The sequence below is a fragment of the Variovorax sp. NFACC27 genome, assembly GCF_048301545.1.
GTDB lineage: Bacteria > Pseudomonadota > Gammaproteobacteria > Burkholderiales > Burkholderiaceae_C > Variovorax > Variovorax gossypii.
The window spans coordinates 1,378,683-1,399,018 of the sequence record NZ_CP157613.1 but is presented as its reverse complement, the minus strand read 5'-3'; the positions used below and the strand labels follow the sequence as shown (position 1 = coordinate 1,399,018).

At 68.2% G+C, this 20,336-nt stretch carries 16 protein-coding genes; 1 reads left to right on the top strand and 15 read right to left on the bottom strand.

All coding sequences use genetic code 11. The features are described from left to right. Positions 1–51: 51 nt before the first annotated feature. The 14 genes from murG to dksA form a co-directional block, all read right to left on the bottom strand. Positions 52–1,116, bottom strand: a complete 1,065-nt coding sequence (gene murG, locus ABL840_RS06560; protein WP_093299742.1) for an undecaprenyldiphospho-muramoylpentapeptide beta-N-acetylglucosaminyltransferase — start codon at positions 1,114–1,116, stop codon at positions 52–54. After that, entirely contained in the window at positions 1,113–2,411 is a 1,299-nt protein-coding gene (gene ftsW / locus ABL840_RS06555; protein WP_093196948.1) for a putative lipid II flippase FtsW, read from the bottom strand. The genes murG and ftsW overlap by 4 nt, the downstream gene beginning before the upstream one ends. Then, the gene (gene murD / locus ABL840_RS06550) at positions 2,408–4,618 is read right to left on the bottom strand and encodes a UDP-N-acetylmuramoyl-L-alanine--D-glutamate ligase (RefSeq protein ID WP_093299740.1); all 2,211 of its coding nucleotides are present in this window, start codon (positions 4,616–4,618) and stop codon (positions 2,408–2,410) included. Before murD ends, ftsW begins: the two co-directional genes overlap by 4 nt. A 19-nt stretch (positions 4,619–4,637) precedes the next feature. Then, a complete protein-coding gene (gene mraY, locus ABL840_RS06545; RefSeq protein WP_093299737.1) occupies positions 4,638–5,816 on the bottom strand; it encodes a phospho-N-acetylmuramoyl-pentapeptide-transferase in 1,179 nt (392 codons plus the stop codon). A gap of 15 nt (positions 5,817–5,831) precedes the next feature. Further along, positions 5,832–7,274 carry a UDP-N-acetylmuramoyl-tripeptide--D-alanyl-D-alanine ligase gene (locus ABL840_RS06540; RefSeq protein ID WP_093299735.1) on the bottom strand — a complete coding sequence of 481 codons (1,443 nt, stop codon included), beginning with the start codon at positions 7,272–7,274 and terminating at the stop codon, positions 5,832–5,834. Next, on the bottom strand, positions 7,271–8,830 hold the full coding sequence (locus ABL840_RS06535; RefSeq protein WP_093299732.1) for a UDP-N-acetylmuramoyl-L-alanyl-D-glutamate--2,6-diaminopimelate ligase: 1,560 nt from the start codon (positions 8,828–8,830) through the stop codon (positions 7,271–7,273). The genes ABL840_RS06540 and ABL840_RS06535 overlap by 4 nt, the downstream gene beginning before the upstream one ends. A gap of 2 nt (positions 8,831–8,832) precedes the next feature. Further along, positions 8,833–10,587 carry a peptidoglycan D,D-transpeptidase FtsI family protein gene (locus tag ABL840_RS06530; RefSeq protein ID WP_093196956.1) on the bottom strand — a complete coding sequence of 585 codons (1,755 nt, stop codon included), beginning with the start codon at positions 10,585–10,587 and terminating at the stop codon, positions 8,833–8,835. Further along, positions 10,584–10,958, bottom strand: a complete 375-nt coding sequence (gene ftsL, locus ABL840_RS06525; protein WP_093196957.1) for a cell division protein FtsL — start codon at positions 10,956–10,958, stop codon at positions 10,584–10,586. The genes ABL840_RS06530 and ftsL overlap by 4 nt, the downstream gene beginning before the upstream one ends. Before the next feature lies 1 nt (position 10,959). Next, entirely contained in the window at positions 10,960–11,883 is a 924-nt protein-coding gene (gene rsmH / locus ABL840_RS06520; RefSeq protein ID WP_093196960.1) for a 16S rRNA (cytosine(1402)-N(4))-methyltransferase RsmH, read from the bottom strand. Positions 11,884–11,891: 8 nt separating this feature from the next. Continuing rightward, positions 11,892–12,320 (bottom strand): division/cell wall cluster transcriptional repressor MraZ, encoded by a 429-nt coding sequence (gene mraZ, locus ABL840_RS06515; protein WP_081270207.1) that lies wholly within the window; start codon positions 12,318–12,320, stop codon positions 11,892–11,894. Between the two features lie 272 nt (positions 12,321–12,592). After that, positions 12,593–13,921 carry an ATP-dependent protease ATPase subunit HslU gene (gene hslU, locus ABL840_RS06510; RefSeq protein ID WP_093196961.1) on the bottom strand — a complete coding sequence of 443 codons (1,329 nt, stop codon included), beginning with the start codon at positions 13,919–13,921 and terminating at the stop codon, positions 12,593–12,595. 2 nt (positions 13,922–13,923) lie between these two features. After that, entirely contained in the window at positions 13,924–14,469 is a 546-nt protein-coding gene (gene hslV / locus ABL840_RS06505) for an ATP-dependent protease subunit HslV (protein WP_007832466.1), read from the bottom strand. 58 nt (positions 14,470–14,527) lie between these two features. Continuing rightward, entirely contained in the window at positions 14,528–16,201 is a 1,674-nt protein-coding gene (locus ABL840_RS06500; protein ID WP_093299730.1) for an STAS domain-containing protein, read from the bottom strand. 48 nt (positions 16,202–16,249) lie between these two features. Beyond that, positions 16,250–17,212, bottom strand: a complete 963-nt coding sequence (gene dksA / locus ABL840_RS06495; RefSeq protein WP_240652156.1) for an RNA polymerase-binding protein DksA — start codon at positions 17,210–17,212, stop codon at positions 16,250–16,252. 402 nt (positions 17,213–17,614) lie between these two features. Here dksA and ABL840_RS06490 point away from each other — a divergent pair, with 402 nt between their 5' ends. Continuing rightward, a complete protein-coding gene (locus ABL840_RS06490) occupies positions 17,615–19,117 on the top strand; it encodes a YdgA family protein (protein WP_093299725.1) in 1,503 nt (500 codons plus the stop codon). A 79-nt stretch (positions 19,118–19,196) separates the two neighbouring features. On the opposite strand, the gene ABL840_RS06485 is transcribed toward ABL840_RS06490, so the two are convergent. Next, the gene (locus ABL840_RS06485) at positions 19,197–20,249 is read right to left on the bottom strand and encodes a CobW family GTP-binding protein (protein ID WP_093196973.1); all 1,053 of its coding nucleotides are present in this window, start codon (positions 20,247–20,249) and stop codon (positions 19,197–19,199) included. Positions 20,250–20,336: the final 87 nt, after the last annotated feature.

Genomic DNA, 20,336 nt, shown 5'->3' with positions numbered 1-20,336 from the left:
AAGCCAGTTCCGCGGCATTCCCCGAAAGTCCATGGAACATCGACGGGAGCTTCATTTCGTTAACTCCTCGCAGGCGCGGACGACCGCCTCGACGGCTTCGGTCTTCTGCATGGTCTTGGCCTTCGCGGCCTTCTCTATCAGCGCATCGCGCCCGGTTTTCTGTAGCAAGTCAGCCAGCAATTCAGGAGTGAGGTCGGCCTGCTGCACCAGCCAGCCGCCGCCCGCGTCCACGAGGAAGCGCGCATTGGTGGTCTGGTGGTCGTCGACCGCCGAGGGGAAAGGCACGAACAGCGCTGCTGCGCCGACGGCCGCGATTTCTGTGACGGTGCTGGCGCCGGCGCGCGCGACGATGATGTCGGCGTCCGCATAGGCCTGCGCGGTGTCTTCGATGAAGGGCGTGAGCTCGCCCTCGACGCCAGCGGCTTCGTAGTTGGCGCGCAGTTCGTCGATCTGCTTGGCGCCGCTCTGGTGCAGCACCTGCGGGCGCACGGCCGGCTCGATGCGGGCCAGCGCCTGCGGCACCACGGTGTTGAGGCCGCGCGCGCCGAGGCTGCCGCCCACCACCAGCAATTTCAGCGGACCGGTACGGCCCGCGAAACGCTCGGCCGGTTCGGCCTTGGAGGTGAAGGCCGCGCGCAGCGGGTTGCCCACCCATTGCGCCTTCTTCAGCACATTGGGGAAGGCGGTGAACACGCGGTCGGCCACGCCCGCCAGCACCTTGTTGGCAAGGCCTGCGACCGAGTTCTGCTCGTGCAGCACCAGCGGCTTGCCGACCAGCACGCCCATCATTCCGCCCGGGAAGGTGATGTAGCCGCCCAGGCCCACCAGCACGTCGGGCTTCACGCGGCGCACCACGCCCAGGCTTTGCCAGAAGGCGCGCAGCAGCTTCAGCGGCAGCAGGAACAGCGTGAGCGGGCCCTTGCCGCGCACGCCGCCGAACTGCACGGGCTCGAAGGCGAAGCCGCGCGGCGGAACCAGCTTTTCTTCCATGCTGCCGGGCGCGCCCAGCCAGTGCACCTTCCAGCCGCGCTCGCGCAGGGCCTCGGCCACCGCGAGTCCGGGGAAGATGTGGCCGCCGGTGCCGCCGGCCATCACGAGTGCGGTGCGGCCGGTCATACGCGGCCTCCCCGCATCAGCACACGGTTCTCGTAATCGATGCGCAGAACGATCGCCAGCGCCACGAGGTTCATCAGGATCGCGGAGCCGCCGAAGCTCATCAGCGGCAAGGTCAGCCCCTTGGTCGGCAGGGCGCCCAGGTTCACCCCCATGTTGATGAAGGTCTGGAAACCCAGCCACACGCCCACGCCCTGGGCCACGAGGCCCGAGAACACGCGGTCGAGCGCGATGGCCTGGCGGCCGATGTGCATGATGCGGCGCGTGAGCCAGAGGAACAGGCCGATGATCAGCAGCACGCCGACCAGGCCGAACTCCTCGCCGATCACGGCCAGCAGGAAGTCGGTGTGCGCCTCGGGCAGCCAGTGCAGCTTCTCGACGCTGCCGCCCAGGCCCACGCCGAAGATCTCGCCGCGCCCGATGGCGATCAGCGAGTGCGACAGCTGGTAGCCCTTGCCAAGCGCGTGCTCCTCGCTCCACGGATCGAGGTACGCGAAGATGCGCTCGCGGCGCCACGGGCTGCTCGCGACGATGGTGCCGAAGGCCACCACCACCAGCGCGGCGATCAGGAAGAACATGCGCGCGTTCACGCCGCCCAGGAACAGGATGCCCATGGCGATCACGGCGATCACCATGAAGGCGCCCATGTCGGGCTCGGCCATCACGAGCATGCCGACCACCACCACCGCCACGCCCATCGGCAGCACGGCACGGAAGAAGCGCTCCTTGATCTCCATCTTGCGCACCATGTAGCTGGCGGCGTAGAGCACCATCGCGAGCTTGGCCAGCTCCGAGGGCTGGAAGCGCATGAAACCCATCGGCAGCCAGCGGCGCGCGCCGTTCACGTTGATGCCGATGTGCGGAATGAGCACCGCCACCAGCAGCAGCAGCGAGGCCACGAAGAGCCAGGGCGCGGCGCGCTCCCAGGTCTTCATCGGGATCTGGAAGGTCAGCAGCGCGGCGATGAAGGCGAACACCACCGAGGCCGCGTGCCGCGTGAGGAAGTACGAGGCGCTGTAGCCGGCGCGCGCGAAGCGCGGGTTGTCGGGCAGCGCGATGGAGGCCGAATACACCATGATCAGGCCCCAGGTCAGCAGCGCGACCGTGACCCAGACCAGCGCCTGGTCGAAGCCCAGCACGCGCATCGGCGTGGCTTTCGTCTGCGCGATGCCGGCGCCGCCCAGCCGCACGGGCAGGTGCACGGGCAGCGAGTCGATCCCGCTGCGCGCGCGCCTGAACCAGCCGCCGAAACGGCTGGTGGATGCGTTGGGCGTGGCGCCTGAGGCGGCAGAGTTCAAACCGGGTCCTCCGTCGTCGTCGAATCGCCCAGGCCGCGCGGGCTGTCCTCGTAGGCCTGCACGGCCTCGCGGAACACCTCGGCGCGGTGCGCGTAGTCCTTGAACATGTCGAAGCTCGCACAGGCCGGTGACAGCAGCACGGCATCGCCGGGGTTGGCGCGCGCGGACGCGAGCTTCACGGCCTCGTCCATCGAGGCTGCGTGCAGCAGCGAGACGCCGGTCGATGCCAGCGCGGCTTCGATGATCGGCGCGTCGCGGCCGATGAGCACCACGGCGCGCGCGTACTGGCGAACGGGCGCGGCGAGCGGCTCGAAGTCCTGCCCCTTGCCTTCGCCGCCAAGGATGACGACCACGCGGCGCTCCTCGCCCAGCCCGGTAAGGGCGGCGGCGGTGGCGCCCACGTTGGTGCCCTTGCTGTCGTCGAAGTACTCGACCTCGTCGATGATGGCGACGGGCTCCACGCGGTGCGGCTCGCCCTGGTACTCGCGCAGGCCGTAGAGCATGGTGTTCAGCGGGCAGCCGGCGGCGCTGGCCAGCGCCAGGGCCGCGAGGGCGTTCATGGCGTTGTGACGGCCGCGGATGCGCAGCGCATCGGCGGGCATCAGGCGCTGCAGGAAGATTTCTTCCTCGACCACGGCGCCGCGCTTGCGCTTCTGCGTCTCGTCGGCCTCCAGCGCACGCACCAGCCAGGCCATGCCGTTGACGCGCTCGATGCCGTAGTCACCCGGGCGCAGCGGCATGGCGGAGCCGAAGGTGACGTGCGTGCGGATCTGCGGGCGCTGCAGCTTGACCTTGACGGGCGCGGGCAGCATGGCCATCACGCCGGCATCGTCTCGGTTGAGGATCATGAGCCCGTGCGCGCCGAAGATGCGCGCCTTGGCCGCGCCGTAGGCGGCCATGTCGCCGTGCCAGTCGAGGTGGTCCTGCGTGAGGTTGAGCACCGTGGCGGCGGTGGGCTCGAAGCCCTGCACGCCGTCGAGCTGGAAGCTGGACAGCTCCAGCACCCACACGTCGGGCAGCGTCTCGGCATCCATGTGCGCCGTGAGCGTGTCGAGCAGCGTCGGGCCGATGTTGCCGGCCACGGCCACGGTCTTGCCCGCGCGCTCGACCAACTGGCCGGTGAGCGAGGTGACGGTCGTCTTGCCGTTGGTGCCGGTGATGGCGAGCACCGCGGGCGTGTAGCCCTTGGGTGCCTCGGGCTCGACGGGCGGTGCCAGTTCGAGTTGCGGCGAGGGCTCTTCCTCGACGGCGGCCGAGGCCGGGTTGGTGGCGGAGAGCTCGGCGATGCGCGCGACGAATTCCGCGGCCTCCTTGGCTGCCGTCGGGACGTAGGGCTTGCCGGTGGTGGGCAGGCGGGAAACGGTGGCCGGCGCGGGAGCCGCCGGCGGAGTCTCGGAAGACTCGGGGGTAGCGGCTTCGGGAGCTTCCGGCGTTTCGGCCGTGGCCGCGTCGGCGGCTTCCGGTGCCGATTCCGGCGCGGCTTCTGCCACCGGCTGCGCGACGGGTTCCGTGGCTTCGGCAGGCGCGGGCGATTCCTCGGCCTGCGGCGGCTGCGGCGCGGCAACGCTCATCGACGGATCGCGCGGCATTGCTTCGGCTTGCGCGGGCACGGTCGGCTCTGGGGCGGGTTCGGCAACGACTTCAGCAACAGGCGATTCGGCTTCGGCAGGGGCAGCAGGCTGCTGCGCCGGCTCAGCCTTGGCCGCTGCCTGATCGGCAGCCGCGGGCTCGTCCAGCGGCAGTTGCGCCTGGGGCTCCGCCTCGACGGCTTCCACGGGCGCTTCGGCCACGGGTTCGGCCGGAGCTTGCGTTTCGGGCTCGGCCTCGGGTTCCGGCTCGGCCTCCACCACAGGCACTTCCACCGTGCGCAGATCCAGCAGCGCACGCGCGAACAGGTCCAGCTCGCCGCCGACCGGTAGGCCGACGGCACGCGCCGCATCGGCCACCGGCGCGATGGTCTCGGGCGACAGGCCCGGCGAGCGATACACGGCGCGGATCGGCGTGCCTTCGACCAGCGCGGCCGAGAACGGTCCACCTACGAAAGTCACGCCGGGCAGTTCCTCGCGCAGCTTGGAGAGCAATGCCGGCGCCTCGCGCGTGTCGGCCACCGTCACGACCGCGCCGTGCCGCGCGCACCAGCGCGCCATCGCCAGCCCGGACGCGCCGAGGCCGAGGATGAGGACGGGGAGGTCTTTCAGGTGCCGCATGCTTTTCTTCTTCTGTCGTTCACCGCAGCTTCAGCGTCGAAAGGCCCACGAGGCACAGCAGCATCGTGATGATCCAGAAGCGCACCACGACCTGCGTCTCGCGCCAGCCGCTCTTCTCGAAGTGATGGTGCAGCGGCGCCATCTTGAGCACGCGACGGCCCTCGCCGAAGCGCTTCTTCGTGTACTTGAAGTAGGTGACCTGCGCCATCACCGAGATCGCCTCGACCACGAAGATGCCGCCCATGATGAAGAACACGATCTCCTGGCGCACGATGACCGCGATGGTGCCCAACGCGCCGCCCAGCGCCAGCGCGCCCACGTCACCCATGAACACCTGCGCCGGATGCGTGTTGAACCACAGGAACGCGAGCCCCGCGCCGGCCATGGCCGAGCAGAAAACCAGCAGTTCGCCCGAGCCCGGGATGTTGGGAAACAGCAGGTACTTGGAATACACCGCGCTGCCCGTGACGTAGGCGAACACGCCCAGCGCCGATCCCACCATCACCACCGGCATGATCGCCAGCCCGTCGAGGCCGTCGGTCAGGTTCACGGCATTGCTCGCGCCCACGATCACGAGATACGTGAGGATCACGAAGCCGATGCCGCCCAGCGGATAGCTCACTTCCTTGAAGAAGGGCACCAGCAGGTTGATCTTGGGCGGGAAGTCGAGGTCGAAACCCGACTGCACCCACGCGAAGAACAGCTGCACCACGCGCCAGTTGGAGCTTTCCGAGATGCTGAAGAGCAGGTAGAAGGCCGCGATCAGGCCCACCACCGACTGCCAGAAATACTTCTCGCGCGAGCGCATGCCCTCCGGGTCCTTGCGCACCACCTTGCGCCAGTCGTCCACCCACCCGATGGCGCCGAAGCCCATGGTCACCCACAGCACGATCCACACGAACCTGTTGGAGATGTCGAACCACAGCAGCGTGGCGAAGGCGATGGCGAACAGCACCAGCACGCCGCCCATGGTGGGCGTGCCGCTCTTGGTGAGGTGCGTCTCCATGCCGTAGCCGCGCACCGGCTGGCCGATCTTGAGCGCCGTGAGGCGCCGGATCACGTAGGGGCCGGCCACCAGGCCGACCACGAGCGCCGTCAGCGCGGCCATCAACGCGCGGAAGGTGAGGTACTGGAAGATGCGCAGGAACCCGAACTCGGGCGACAGCGTTTGCAGCCATTGGGCCAGTGTCAGCAGCATGTGGTTTCGCGCGGCTCATGCGTCATGGCCGCCCTCCTCTTGTTGTTGTGGTTGTTGTGCCTGCTCGACGACCTGCACCACGCGCTCCATCTTCATGAAGCGCGATCCCTTCACGAGCACGCTGCCGACCTGCGGCAGGCGCGCGAGCACCGCCGCGCGCAGCGCGTCGAACTCTTCGAAATGGCGTCCGTCCGAACCGCCGAAGGCAGCGACGGTGTGCGCCATCGCTGCGCCCAGCGCGTAGACGGACTCGATGCCGCGCAGGCGGGCATGCTCGCCGACCTCGGCGTGGAACTCGGGCGAGCGGTCGCCCACCTCGCCCATGTCGCCCAGCACCAGCAGGCGCGGGCCCGGCAGGGCCGCGAGCACGTCGATGGCGGCGATCACGGAATCGGGGTTGGCGTTGTAGCTGTCGTCGACCAGCGTGAGCGCATGGCCGCCCGGCAGGGCGATCTCGCTGGCGCGCGAACGGCCCTTCACCGGTTCGAAGGCCGACAGGCCGGCCCCGATGGTCTCCAGCGACACGCCCGCCGCGAGCGCGCACGCCGTGGCGGCGAGCGCGTTGACGACGTTGTGCCGGCCCGCGATGCGCAGGCGTGCATCGAAATCGCCCACCGGCGTGCGGATGCCCACGGCCCAGGCGCCCTGCTTCCATTCGGCGCGCAGCAGCGAGACGTCGGCGTCCTCGTTCTCGCCGAAGGTCAGGCAGCGGCGCGAGCCGCCGTCGTGGGCCATGTCGGTCCACAGCGAGGTGAACTCGTCGCCGTGCGGGAAGACGGCCGTGCCGTCCTCGGGCAGCACCGCGAACACGGCGGCGTTCTCGACGGCCACCGCCTCGACGGTGGCCATGAACTCCTGGTGCTCGCGCTGCGCGTTGTTGACCAGCGCGATGGTTGGGCGCGAGATGGCCGCCAGCCGCGCGATCTCGCCCGGATGGTTCATGCCCAGCTCGAGCACCGCGCGCTGGTGCTGCACGCGCAGGCGCAGCAGCGTGAGCGGCACGCCGATCTCGTTGTTGAAGTTGCCGGCCGTGGCGAGCGCACGTTCGGCGCGGAAGGCGAACAGCACGGCCGCGATCATCTGCGTGACCGTGGTCTTGCCGTTGCTGCCGGTCACGGCGATCAGCGGCAGGTCGAACTGCGCGCGCCAGCCCGCGCCGAGCGCGCCGAGCGCGACCAGCGAGTCGGGCACCTCGAGGCCGGCGAGGCCCGCGGCCTCCAGGCCATGGTGCGCAATGGCGGCCACCGCGCCCTGCTTCTTCGCATCGGCCAGGAAATCGTTGGCGTCGAAGCGCTCGCCCTTGAGCGCGACGAACAGGTCGCCGGGCGCGAGCGTGCGCGTGTCGGTGTGCACGCGGGCGATGACGATCGAGCCGTCGCCCACCAGGCGGGAACCCGGAATCCATTGCTGGATCCGGGCCAGGGTGATGTCGAGGGGCGTGGTCGTGGCAACGCTCATGCCGCTGCTCCTCGTTTCGCCAGCGCCTGCAGCGCATGGGCCTTGTCAGAGAACTCGATGCGCTGGCCGGCGATTTCCTGCCAGGCCTCGTGACCCTTGCCGGCGATCAGAACGACGTCTTGCGGCGCGGCCTGCGCGATCGCGTCGGCGATGGCGGCCGCGCGGTCAGGCTGCACCTGCGCCGCGTCGGGGCGCGAGAAGCCGCGCAGCACCTGGCTGATGATCGCGTCGGGCTTTTCGCTGCGCGGGTTGTCGCTGGTGACGATCACGCGGTCGGCCTGGCGTTCGGCGACGGCGGCCATCATCGGACGCTTGATCGGGTCGCGATCGCCGCCGCAGCCGAACAGGCACCACAGCGCGCCGCCGCGCTGCTTGGCCAGCGGGCGCAGGCCGATCAGCGCCTTGTCGAGCGCGTCGGGCGTGTGGGCGTAGTCGACCACGGCCAGCGGCGCGCCTTCGCCGGTGCCCGCGCGGTCCATGCGGCCCGGCACGCTCGTGAGGTTGGCGCAGGCGGCCACGGCCTGCTGCAGCGTGAGGCCCAGTGCGCGCAGCGTGCCGAGCACGCCCAGCAGGTTCGACACGTTGTACTGGCCGATGAGCCCGGTCGACAGGCGCTCCATGGCAGCCGTGCCGTGCTCGGCCACCGAGAACTGCAGGCCCTGCGCGTCGTAGCCGATGTCGCGCGCCACGAGGCGGGCCGGCTTGCCGCCGGCCGAGACGGTCCAGACGTCGAGCGCGCCGATGCCGGCGTCGATCAGGTTCGCGCACAGGCTGGCGCCGTGCGTGTCGTCGATGTTGATCACCGCGGCGCGCAGCCCGGGCCAGCGGAACAGCTCGGCCTTGGCCTGCCAGTAGGCGTCCATGCTGCCGTGGTAGTCCAGGTGGTCCTGGGTGAAATTGGTGAACACGGCCACGGCGATCTGGGCGCCGTCGAGGCGGCGCTCGGCGATGCCGATGGACGAGGCCTCGATGGCGCAGGCGCCGAAGCCGCGCTCGACCAGCGAGCGCAGCTCGCGCTGCATCATCACCGGGTCGGGCGTGGTGAGGCCGGTGTAGGTCAGCTCGGGCGGCACGCCGATGCCCAGCGTGCCCATCACCGCGCAGGGCGACGGGGCGTCGCGCTGCATGGTGCCGTCGGGCTTCATCACGCGCACGCCGCCCGCCGCGCGCAGCGTGGAAAGCGACTCGGCCAGCCACCAGGCAGTGGAGGTCTTGCCGTTGGTGCCGGTCACGGCCAGCAGCTCGAGCAGGGCCGAGGGGTTGTCGTAGTAGGCCGAGGCGATAGGGCCGGTGGCAGCCTTCAGGCCGGGGTAGCTCACGATGCGCTCGTCACCATCGAAGCCGAAGGGCTCGACGCCCTCGTGCTCCACCAGGCAGACGGCGGCACCCTGCGCCAGCGCGGCGGCCACGTGCCTGCGGCCGTCGGTGGCGGCGCCCGGCCAGGCGATGAAGACGTCGCCCGCGCCCACGGCGCGGCTGTCGGCGTGCAGCGCGGCCTGCGGCGCGCGCTCCTTCAGCCAGGCGGCGACCAGTTGGGGGGAAGTGAAGGTCAGCATGTTCAGAAGCTCTCGTCGACGCCCTGCGTCATCACAAGCGGTTTGACCGCCAGATCGGGCGGTACGTTCATCATGCGCAGCGTCTGCTGCACGACCTCGCTGAACACGGGAGCGGCCGCCAGGCCGCCGAAATACTGGCCGTCGCTGGGCTCGTCGATCATCACGGCGACGATGATGCGCGGCTTCTCGATGGGCGCCATGCCGGTGAACCAGGCGCGGTACTTGTTGCTGGCGTAGCCCTTGCCGACCTGCTTGTGGGCCGTGCCCGACTTGCCGCCGACCGAGTAGCCGACCGTCTGCGCGCGCGTGCCGGTGCCGCCGGGGCCCGCGGCCATCTGCAGCATCTTGCGCACCGCCAGCGCGTTCGAGGGCGAGAACACGCGCACGCCCACCGGCGGCTCGGAGTTCTTCAGGATGGTCACCGGAATGAGCGAGCCGTCGTGCGCGAACGCGGTGTACGAGTGCGCCATCTGGAACAGCGACGCCGACAGGCCGTAGCCGTAGGCCATGGTGGCCTGCTCGACCGGCTTCCAGGTCTTCCAGGGGCGCAGCCGGCCCGTCACGGCGCCGGGGAACTGGATCTGCGGCTTCTGGCCGTAGCCGAGCGCGGTGTAGGTGTCCCACATCTCGTGCGGGGTCATCTTCTGGGCGATCTTGAGCGCGCCGACGTTGCTCGACTTCTGGATCACGCCTTCGACGGTCAGCGTGCCGTAGTTGTGCGTGTCGCTGATGGTGAAGCCGCCGATCTGGTAGCGGCCGGGGCCGGTCTCGATGAGCGTCGAGGGCTTCACGCGGCCGGCTTCCAGCGCCATGCCGACTGTGATGGGCTTCATGGTCGAGCCGGGCTCGAAGGTGTCGGTGATCGCGCGGTTGCGCAGCTGCTCGCCGGTCAGGTTCTGGCGCTTGTCGGGCACGTAGCTCGGGTAGTTGGCCAGCGCCAGAACCTCGCCGGTGACGGAATCGAGCACCACCACGCTGCCGGCCTTGGCCTTGCGCGCGGTCACGGCGTCGCGCAGCTTCTGGTAGGCGAAGAACTGCACCTTGCTGTCGACGCTGAGCTGGATGTCCTTGCCGTCCAGCGGCGGCACGGTCTCGCCCACGCCCTCGACCACGCGGCCCAGGCGGTCCTTGATGACGCGGCGCGAACCGGCCTTGCCGGCCAGGTCCTTGTTGAAGGCCAGCTCGATGCCTTCCTGGCCGTTGTCTTCCACGTTGGTGAAGCCCACCACGTGCGCGGCAGCCTCGCCCTCGGGGTACTGGCGCTTGTATTCCTTGCGCTGGTAGATGCCCTTGAGGTTCATCGCCGCGATCTGCTTGGCAATGGGCTCGTCGACCTGGCGCTTGATCCAGACGAAGGTCTTGTCCTCGTCCTCCAGCTTCTTGTCGAAGTCCTTCTGCGACATCTCCAGCAGCTTGGCCACCTGCTTGAGCTTGGCGCGCACCTCGGGGTCGTCGCGCTCGATGTCCTCCGGAATGGCCCAGATGCTGGGCGCGACCACGCTGGAAGCGAGGATGAGCCCGTTGCGGTCGAGGATGCGGCCGCGGTTGGCCGGCAGCTCGAGCGTGCGCGCGAAACGCACCTCGCCCTGCCGCTGGAAGAAGCTGTTGCCGATGACCTGCACGTAAGCAGCCCGGCCGGCCAGCACCAGGAAGCCGAAGGCGATGCCGGCCACGATGAGCTTGCTGCGCCAAACCGGCGTCTTGCTCGCGAGCAAGGGGCTGGTGGTGTAGCGCACGCTGCGGTTGCCCCGGTTCATCGCGTGGCCCTCGCTGCGGTGGCCGGCTTCGCCGCCGGTTTGGCTGCCGGCTTGGCGGTCGTGGCGGCCGGCATCGGCGCAACCGGCGCGACGGCCGGGATCACCGAGCCGTCAGGCCGTACGTACTGCGTGATCGCCGGGGAAGTGGTGCGCATCTGCAGCTGCTCCTTGGCGAGCCGCTCGACGCGCAGCGGCGTGGCCTGCGCGCGCTTCTCGACCTGCAGGCGGTCGCGTTCGGTTTCCAGGCGGCGGGCGTCCTGCTGCACGCGGTCGAGCTCGGTATAGAGCTGGCGCGACAGGTACTGGGTGTGCACAAGGTACAAAGCCGTCGCAATGACGGCCATCAGCAGGAGCAGGTTCACACGGGCCATGTCAGTCGGCCTCCGTGCGTTCCGCCACTCGAAGAATGGCGCTGCGGGCTCGCGGATTGCCGCTCACCTCGGCCTGCGAGGGCTTGATGCGCTCCAGGGCGCGCAGCTTCATGGCCTTGGGCGCGGCGAACGGCGCGCGGCGGTCGTAGACCTCCTTCGAGTGCTTGGCGATGAACTGCTTGACGATGCGGTCTTCGAGCGAGTGGAAGCTGATCACCGCGAGCCGCCCGCCGGGCTTCAGCACCGAGAGGCTGGCTTCTAGCGCCTGTTGCAGCTCTTCAAGCTCGGCGTTGATGAAAATCCGAAAAGCCTGAAATGTGCGCGTTGCAGGGTTCTGGCCCGGCTCGCGGGTTTTGACCGTGCCAGCCACGAGCTCGGCCAGTTCGGCGGTGGTTGAAACTGGGCCCCGTTCTTGTCGGCGAGCAACAATCGCCTTTGCAATCTGAACAGCAAACCGTTCTTCGCCATAGTCACGGATCACCTCTGCAATCTGCTGTAGTTCGGCCGTTGCCAGCCACTCGGCCACGCTCTCGCCGCGCGTGGTGTCCATGCGCATGTCGAGCGGGCCATCGAAACGAAAACTGAAACCGCGCACCGGGTTGTCGATCTGCGGCGAGCTCACGCCCAGGTCCATCAGCAGGCCGGCCACGCTCGCGTCGGGCAGTTCGCCCAGCGAGCGGAATCCCTGGTGGCGGATGGAAAAACGCGCATCCGAGATGCGCGCTGCTTCGGCCACTGCTTCCGCATCCTTGTCGAATGCGATGAGCCTGCCTTCCGGCGCCAGCCGCGCGAGGATCGCGCGCGCGTGCCCTCCCCGTCCGAAGGTGGCGTCCACGTAGGTGCCGGTGGCTGCGGTGCTGCCGGATAGAAGAGCTTCCACCGCCTCGCCGAGCAAGACGGTCGTGTGGGTCCAGGGCGTGTTCACGGTGCCCCTCAGAACGCGAAGTCCTGGAATACGTCCGGCATCTCGCCCTGGGTGGCCTCGGCCTCCTTGGCCTCGTAGGTGGCCTTGTCCCAGAGTTCGAAGTGGTTGCCCATGCCCAGCAGCAGCGTCTCTCGCGTGATGCCGGTGGCCGCGCGCAGTTCGGGCGACACCAGGATGCGGCCGGTGCCGTCCATCTCGACGTCCATGGCGTTGCCCAGGAAGACACGCTTCCACCACTGCGCCGACATCGGCAGCGCGGCGATGCGCTCGCGGAATTTCTCCCATTCGGGACGGGGGAACACCATCAGGCATCCGTGCGGATGCTTGGTGATCGTGAGCTGGCCGCCTGCCGTCGCGCTCAGGACGTCACGATGCCGGGTCGGCACGGAGAGCCGCCCCTTGGCATCCAGACTGAGCGATGAAGCGCCTTGAAACACGACCACGAAACCCCTGTGTTGGGAGTGCTGCAGCACCCGAAAGAGGCACTACTCGCACTTTTTCCCACTTAACTGCACTTTTTTGCACTGTAGCAGGAAACACTTCGGAAGCAACTGGCCGTTTGGGCTATTTTTTGTAATGGAATCAACGACTTAGCGCCGATTCCAAATCCTTGGAATCGGCGAATTTCGTTGAAAATGAAGTACTTAGCTCACGCAGTGAAAGTGATGCGTGAAGGATTCCCCCGTTACAGGGGGAAGGAGAAGCGGCTTCAGAGGATGAAGCGCGAAAGGTCTTCGTCGTGACTTAGTGCCGCAAGGCGCTGGTCGACATAGGCGGCATCGATGCGGATCGATTGCCCTTCGAGGCGGGTCGCGTCGAAGCTTACCTCATCCAGCAGGCGCTCCATCACGGTCGACAGGCGGCGCGCGCCGATGTTCTCTGTGCGCTCGTTCACCTCGAAGGCGATGGTGGCCAGCCGGTTCACGCCTTCGGGCGTGAATTCGAGCGTCACGCCCTCGGTGGCGAGCAACGCCTGGTACTGCTTCACGAGCGAAGCACGGGTCTGCGTGAGGATGCTCTCGAAGTCCGCCACCGAAAGCGACTGCAGTTCCACGCGGATCGGAAAGCGCCCCTGCAGCTCGGGAATCAGGTCGCTCGGCTTGCTCAGGTGGAAGGCGCCGCTCGCGATGAACAGCATGTGGTCGGTGCGCACCACGCCGTACTTGGTGCTGACGGCCGTGCCCTCCACCAGCGGCAGCAGGTCGCGCTGCACGCCCTGGCGCGACACGTCGGAGCCCTGGGCCTCGCTGCGGGTGGCGACCTTGTCGATCTCGTCGATGAAGACGATGCCGTTCTGCTCGGCATTGGCGATCGCCTGCGTACGGATCTCGTCCTCGTTGACCAGCTTGGCGGCTTCCTCGTCTGTCAGAAGGCGCAGCGCCTCGGCGATCTTGAGCTTGCGCGTCTTGCGCTTGCCGCCGCCGAGCTGGCCGAACATGCCGCGCAGCTGTTCGGTCATTTCCTCCATGCCGGCGGGGCCCATGATCTCGAGCGGAGCACGGGCCTCGGCGAGGTCGAGCTCGATCTCCTTGTCGTCGAGCTGGTGCTCGCGCAGCTTCTTGCGGAAGGCCTGGCGGGTGGCGTTGCTGGAGTCGGTCGCGGCAGCGGTGCCGTCGGCGCCGCGCGCTGCCGGCAGCAGCACGTCGAGGATGCGCTCCTCGGCAGCATCTTCGGCACGCGCGCGCACCTTCACGCTCTCGGCCTCGCGGGTCTGCTTGACGGCGATCTCGGCCAGGTCGCGGATGATCGAATCGACGTCCTTGCCCACATAGCCCACCTCGGTGAACTTGGTGGCCTCGACCTTGATGAAGGGCGCGTCGGCCAGGCGCGCGAGGCGGCGGGCGATCTCGGTCTTGCCCACGCCCGTGGGGCCGATCATGAGGATGTTCTTCGGCGTGATCTCGTGGCGCAGCTTGTCGTCGACCTGCTGGCGGCGCCAGCGGTTGCGCAGGGCGATGGCCACGGCGCGCTTGGCGGCCGGCTGGCCGACGATGTGGTTGTCGAGCTCGGAGACGATCTCCTGGGGGGTCATGGACATGGTCAGAGCGCTTCCACCGTGTGGTTCATGTTCGTGTAAATGCAGATTTCTCCGGCGATCGCCAGCGATTTGCGCACGATCTGCTCGGCCGAGAGCTCGGTGTTCTCGATCAGCGCCTTGGCCGCCGACTGGGCATAGGCGCCGCCCGATCCGATGGCGATCACGCCGTCCTCGGGCTCCAGAACGTCGCCGTTGCCGGTGATGATGAGGGAGGTGGTGGCGTCGGCCACGGCGAGCATGGCCTCGAGCTTGCGCAGCACGCGGTCGGTGCGCCAGTCCTTGGTGAGCTCGACCGCGGCGCGGGTCAGGTGCCCCTGGTGCTTCTCGAGCTTGGCCTCGAAGCGCTCGAAGAGCGTGAAGGCGTCCGCCGTGGCGCCCGCGAAGCCGGCAAGCACCTTGCCGTGATAGAGGCGGCGCACCTTGCGCGCCGTGCCTTTGATGACGATGTTGCCGAGAGTGACCTGCCCGTCCCCGCCGATGGCGACCTGGTCGCCTTGGGGGGTCTTGCGGCGCACGCTCACGATGGTGGTGCCGTGAAACTGTTCCATCGCAGCCATCTGGGGGTGGCCAAAAGCAATGCAACCCGCGCAAGGGCCGGCCGGGCCCTTAGTTTTTTCTAACTGCCACGGTCGCGTGATCGGCAATGCCTACCAGGTTGAACAGCGCCGCGATGAGCCGGTGCGCATCGACGAACTGCACGCGCTCGCCGTTGGCATCGCGCGTGCGCACCCAGCTCAGCAGCGTGCCCGCCGCCGCGAGGTCCATGCGCAGCAGCGCGGCGCACGAGATGACGGGCGCCGTGGTGTGGCGCAGATCGTGGTCCAGCCGCTGCCAGTTCGAAAGCGACTCGCCCCGCAGGTCGCCCGCCAGCGCGGCAAAGCCGCTGTCGGTGGAGGGGAAGCTCTCCGAGTCGCCGCCGACCGACAGCAGCGACCACACCGAGCTGGGCCGGCTCGCGGGCGGCGCAGCCAGCGAGGTGCATTCGCCCTTCGGGTCCTGCCAGGCGGGCGGCGACACCTCGTAGGTGATGCAGTAGTTGAGCGCCACCAGCTCGAAGTCGTCCGGCAGGTGCATCATGCGCAGCGCAGCCAGGTGCAGCTGCCACCAGACCTCGTCGGTGCCGCGCTCGTTGTTGGGCGCGGCCTCGGACAGCACGGCCAGCAGTTGCGCCGAGCCCATGAAGCGAAGCTGCACCGGCGAATCGGCCCAGTGGGTGAACAGCACGCGCAGCGGCGCGGCGGCCTCGGGCTCGACGGCATGCAGGCCGCGCCAGTCGAGCGTCCAGACCGAGCCGGCCTTCGACAGCGCACGCGTCAGGTCCATCAGGCCATCGCGCCCCAGGCGCGTGGGGCAGGTCCAGTCTGCATGGGCGCTGGCGCCATCGGCGGCGGCTCCGGCAGCCTCCTCGCTGGCGGTGACGGCCTTGACGCTGCGGGCCAGTTCTTCGAGCGAGACCCAGTCGGGCCCCATGCGCCGCATGCGCTGCGCATAGCGCATGCGCGCGGCGGCGAACTTGGCGGCATCGCCGGTCGCACGGTACAGGTCGAACAGGGCTCGCCAGCGGCTGTCGTCGCGCTCGGCGGCTGCATCGTGCCCGCCGTCGGGAATCGACGCGCCTTCGGAGGAAGCCAGGGCCTGCAGCAGGATCGCCTCGGCACCCGTGTCGTCGCCGTGCGCGAAGCGGATCACCGCCTCCTCGAGCGCGCCGTCGTGCGCAAGGCGCGACGACAGCAGCGGCACGCCTTCGGCCACGGCCGGAGCGGCGGCGCCGCTCGGGGTCACCGCCGCGGCGGGCAGGGCCTCCGCGGGCTCGGAGAGCAATTCGTCGGTGTGCACCGGCGGCAGGGTTTCCGCGCCGGCGTCGGGCGGCGGATTGACGAGCGTTTCGCCATTCGGCCCCCGCCCCTTCCACCACTGCTGCGACATCTGCTGCTCGATCTCGTCGATCTTCTTGAGCGTGAGCGCGCGGCCCTCCGACCTTTCGGAGGAGCTGTTGATGTTGAACGAGGACGGCGTGACCGTCGCCTCGAAGGCATGCGCCGCGGCTTCGCGCTGGCGCAGCTTGCGCAGCATGTCGAACTCGCGCCGGCGCACGAAATCGTTGCGCTGGCGCCGCTCGATCATCTCCTTGAGCATCTCCCGGCTGTAGGTCTGCGCCGGCAGCGACGAATCCGAGGGCGAAGCGGACGCAGGGGCATCCAGCTCCGACCAATCCTTCAGGGGATTGCGGACAAACTTGGCCACCTTGGACAGAAGGCGGCCCGATTCTTCCTTTGGCATTCGGCGAAGGCTATCGAAGAGGCTGGCTTTTATCTACCTTGCTTTGTTTCAATCCCCGAACATCTTCTGCTTGAGCTCGCGGCGCTGCTGCGCCTCGAGCGACAGCGTCGCGGTCGGGCGGGCCAGCAGGCGGCCGACGCCGATGGGTTCGCCGGTTTCGTCGCAGTAGCCGTAGTCGCCGGCGTCGATGCGCTGGATCGACTGCTCGATCTTCTTGAGCAGCTTGCGCTCGCGGTCGCGGGTACGCAGCTCGAGGGCGTGCTCTTCCTCGATGGTGGCGCGGTCGGCCGGATCGGGCACGACCACCGTGTCTTCACGCAGGTGCTCGGTGGTCTCGCCGGCGTTCTCCAGGATGCCGCGCTTGAGCTCCTCGAGCTTCAGGCGGAAGAACGCCATCTGCTTTTCGTTCATGTACTCGTCGTCCGGCATGGCGATGACTTCGGCATCGCTCAGTTCTGCGGGCGACTTGGTTTTCCAGTTGTTGGCCAGTTTCGGATCTTTCTTGATGGCGAGGGGCGGCGGAGGCACCAGCGCGTTGGAGTGGCTTTGCGAGAAAGTGGACTTGGCGGCCGTCGATGCCACCGACTGCGGCATCGAGGGGACGGTCAGTTGCGACAGCCGGGACACGCGGCCACCACGCGCGGCGGGTGCGGGCGTGGCGGTTTGAGCGGGCATCGAGGGTGTCGCCGGGGCGGAAGTGGAGGCGGCAGCCGTTTTTTTCATGGGGATCGGGGGGACAGAAGGAACGGCAGCAGGGCGGCCGACGGGTTTGGATGACGATGAGCCCGCGCCCGCGGTCTTGGTGGCGGCAGTTGCAGGCTTGGCGGACTTCTTTGTCGCAGCGGTCGCGGCTTTGGCCGGTGGTGCTGCGGGCTTTTTGGATGGCGCGCTTTTCTCCTTGGTCGCGGAACCGGAAACCTTCCTGGCCGCAGGTACAGCCTGCTTCGCAGCCGTCGCCTTCTTGACGGCGGGCTTGGTTGCTGGCGTAGCCTTGGCGGCGGGTTTCTTCACGGTGACTGGCTCCTTGGACGAACTGGAACGCGCTTTCACTGGGTGTCTCCTCCCATGAGGCCCCTTGCGGCTTTCAGACCGCACAGGCCCCGTTGTCGGGGTGCCCGCCAAGTGGCGAACCCCGGGGTTATACCCCCGAAAGCCCGCCAGAAACGTATGGCGCCCCGTGCCGGAAGTCACATCTTGTCCTTGGGAGCAGGACGTGGCTTGCGAAACAGGCGCGCGATTGTATAGAGAACTCGACGGCGCGGGACATGTTCCGGCGTGCCGTCCGACTCCGTTAGCATCGCCCGGCGCCGCCGGAGGGGGCGACGCGCGGGCCCCGGCCCTTGTCCATATGGCGCAGGGGGCCTATCCGATCATTCCGATCAATCGCAAGACAGACAGAAGAAAGCACAAGCCTTGAACAAGAAAGCAGTTTTGGGAGTCCTGGCCGCGGCCATCGCGGTCGCCTACGGCGGCAGCACCTGGTGGGCCGGTTCGCAGATCAAGTCCCGCTACGACACCGCGCTTGACGAGCTGCCGAAGCAGACCGCGCTGGTGCGCGTGACCGAGCGCAAGTACGAACGCGGCTTCCTGGGCGCCGTCAGCACCGTCACGCTGGAAATCGGCTGCGCGGCCGATGCCGCCGCCAGCCCGGCTGCCAGCCAGCCCACCGCCGGCCAGGACGAAGAGGAAAAGGAAGACGGCGAGGAAGACGACACCCCCGCCATCAAGCCGCCGAAGCAGCTGCGCCTGACCATCCGCGACACCATCCACCACGGCCCGCTGGCCGGCGGCACGCTGGCGGCCGCCACCATCGACAGCGAACTGGTGCTCGACGCCAAGGCGCAGGCCGAGGTCAAGAAGCTCTTCGGCGAGGCCAAGCCCCTGTCGGCCCGCACCAAGGTCGGCTTCGATGGCGCCTTCACGACCGACTTCACGGTCGCTCCCGCCAAGCTGGCCGAGGACGGCAAGGGCCGCCTCGACTGGCAGGGCCTGCAGGCCCGCGTGAACGTGAACGCCGCGCGCACCCAGGCCCGCTACGACCTGAGCATGCCCGGCCTCGACTTCAACGACGTGAAGAGCGGCGTGACCATGAAGATGGGCAAGCTCGTCGCCAAGGCCGACATGGACAGCAGCTCCGGCTGGTTCCTGGCCACCGGCAAGAGCGAGGGCCGGCTCGATTCCCTGGAGTTCACGGTCAAGAAGAAGGCGGCCGAGGACGGCTCGGAACCGCCGAAGGCGCTGCCGGCCGTCGTGCTGCAGAACATCGACCTGGTGGGCGACGCGAGCATCAAGGACGGCCTCTACGCCTCCACCGGCACGCTCAAGGGCACCGGCAAGATCGGCGAGACGAAGATCGACAAGTTCGAGCTGACCAGCGGCGCGCGCCGCATCCACGGCGCCGGCTACAAGAAACTGGCCGACGCCTGGATGCAGTCCAGCGCCGCCAACAGCTGCGGCAAGGGCGGCAGCAAGGCCTCCCAGGCGGCCATGCAGGCACTGGTCGAGCAGCTCACGCCCGACCTGAAGGCCATGGCCAAGTACTCCCCCGAAGCCGGCATCGACAAGCTGCTGGTCGAGATCGACGGTAAGCGCGCCGAACTCGGCTACTCGGCCGGCATGGCCGGCGTGACCGACGAAGACCTGCAGCTGCCGGGCACGGCGCTCATGATGAAGCGCGGTGTGCTCAAGGCCCACGCGCGGCTGCCCATGAAGTGGCTCGAGAAACTGGCCGAGACCGGCGCCGAGAGCGGCCAGACGCCTCCGCCCGAAATGGTGGCCGGCCTGGTCGAACAGGGCGAGGAAAGCGGCTTCGTGAAGCGCGACGGCGACGACGTCACCGCCCAGGTCGAGTTCAGCGACGGCGCCCTGAAGGTCAACGGCAAGCCTCTGGGCGGGATGGGTGGCGCGGGCAAGTAAAACCGCCCTGCCCCAATGAAAAACGGCGCTGGCCTCCTGGGGCCCGCGCCGTTTTTTTCAGGGAGCCTTCAGTTCAGGCTCAGACCAGGCACTGCTCCAGCCCCTGCTCCAGGATCTCGCGCGGCAGCTCGATGCCGATGAACACCATGCGGCTCTGGCGCGCCTCGTCCTTGCCCCATTCCGGGCCCAGGTCGCTGCCCATGAGCTGGTGCACGCCCTGGAAGATCACCTTGCGCTCGGTGCCCTTCATGTTCAGCACGCCCTTGTAGCGCAGCATGCGCGGGCCGTAGATGTTGACGATCGCGCCCAGGAAGTCTTCCAGCTTCGCCGGATCGAAGGCGCGGTCGGCCTTGTAGACGAAGCTCTTGACGTCGTCGTCCACGTGGTGATGGTGGCCATGGCCCTCGTGCTTGTGCGATGGATGGTCGCAGTGCTCGCCATGCGCGTGGTCATGGTCGTGATGATCGTGGTCGTCTTCCGTCAGGAAGTCGGGGTCGATGTCGAGCTTGGCGTTCAGGTTGAAGCCGCGCAGGTCGAACACGTCCTTCAGCGGCACCTCGCCGAAATGCACCTTCTGCTGCGGCGCGCGCGGGTTCATGTGCTTCAGGCGGTGGATCAGCGCGTCGGTCTCGTCGGCCGACACCAGGTCGCTCTTGCTGATGAAGATCTGGTCGGCAAAGCCCACCTGGCGGCGCGCTTCCTGGCGGTCGTTGAGCTGCTGCGGCGCATGCTTGGCGTCGACCAGCGTGAGGATCGAGTCGAGCAGGTAGCTCTCGGCGATCTCGTCGTCCATGAAGAAAGTCTGGGCCACGGGGCCGGGGTCGGCCAGGCCGGTGGTCTCGATCACCACGCGGTCGAAGTCGAGCAGGCCCTGGCGCTTCTTGGCGGCCAGCACTTGCAGCGCCTCGCGCAGGTCTTCGCGGATGGTGCAGCAGACGCAGCCGTTGCTCATCTGCACGATCTGCTCCTTCGATTCGGTCACGAGGATGTCGCTGTCGATGTTCTCCTCGCCGAACTCGTTCTCGATGACCGCGATCTTCTGGCCGTGGGCCTCGGTCAGGATGCGTTTGAGCAGCGTGGTCTTGCCCGAGCCGAGAAAGCCGGTGAGGATGGTCGCGGGAATGAGGGCCATGAGGAAAGTGCTCCGGAAGCGGAAAACAGGAAATGGGGGCCGTGGAAGGCGCGGCCCGGCAGTTTAGCCAATGCCACTGAGTTGCGT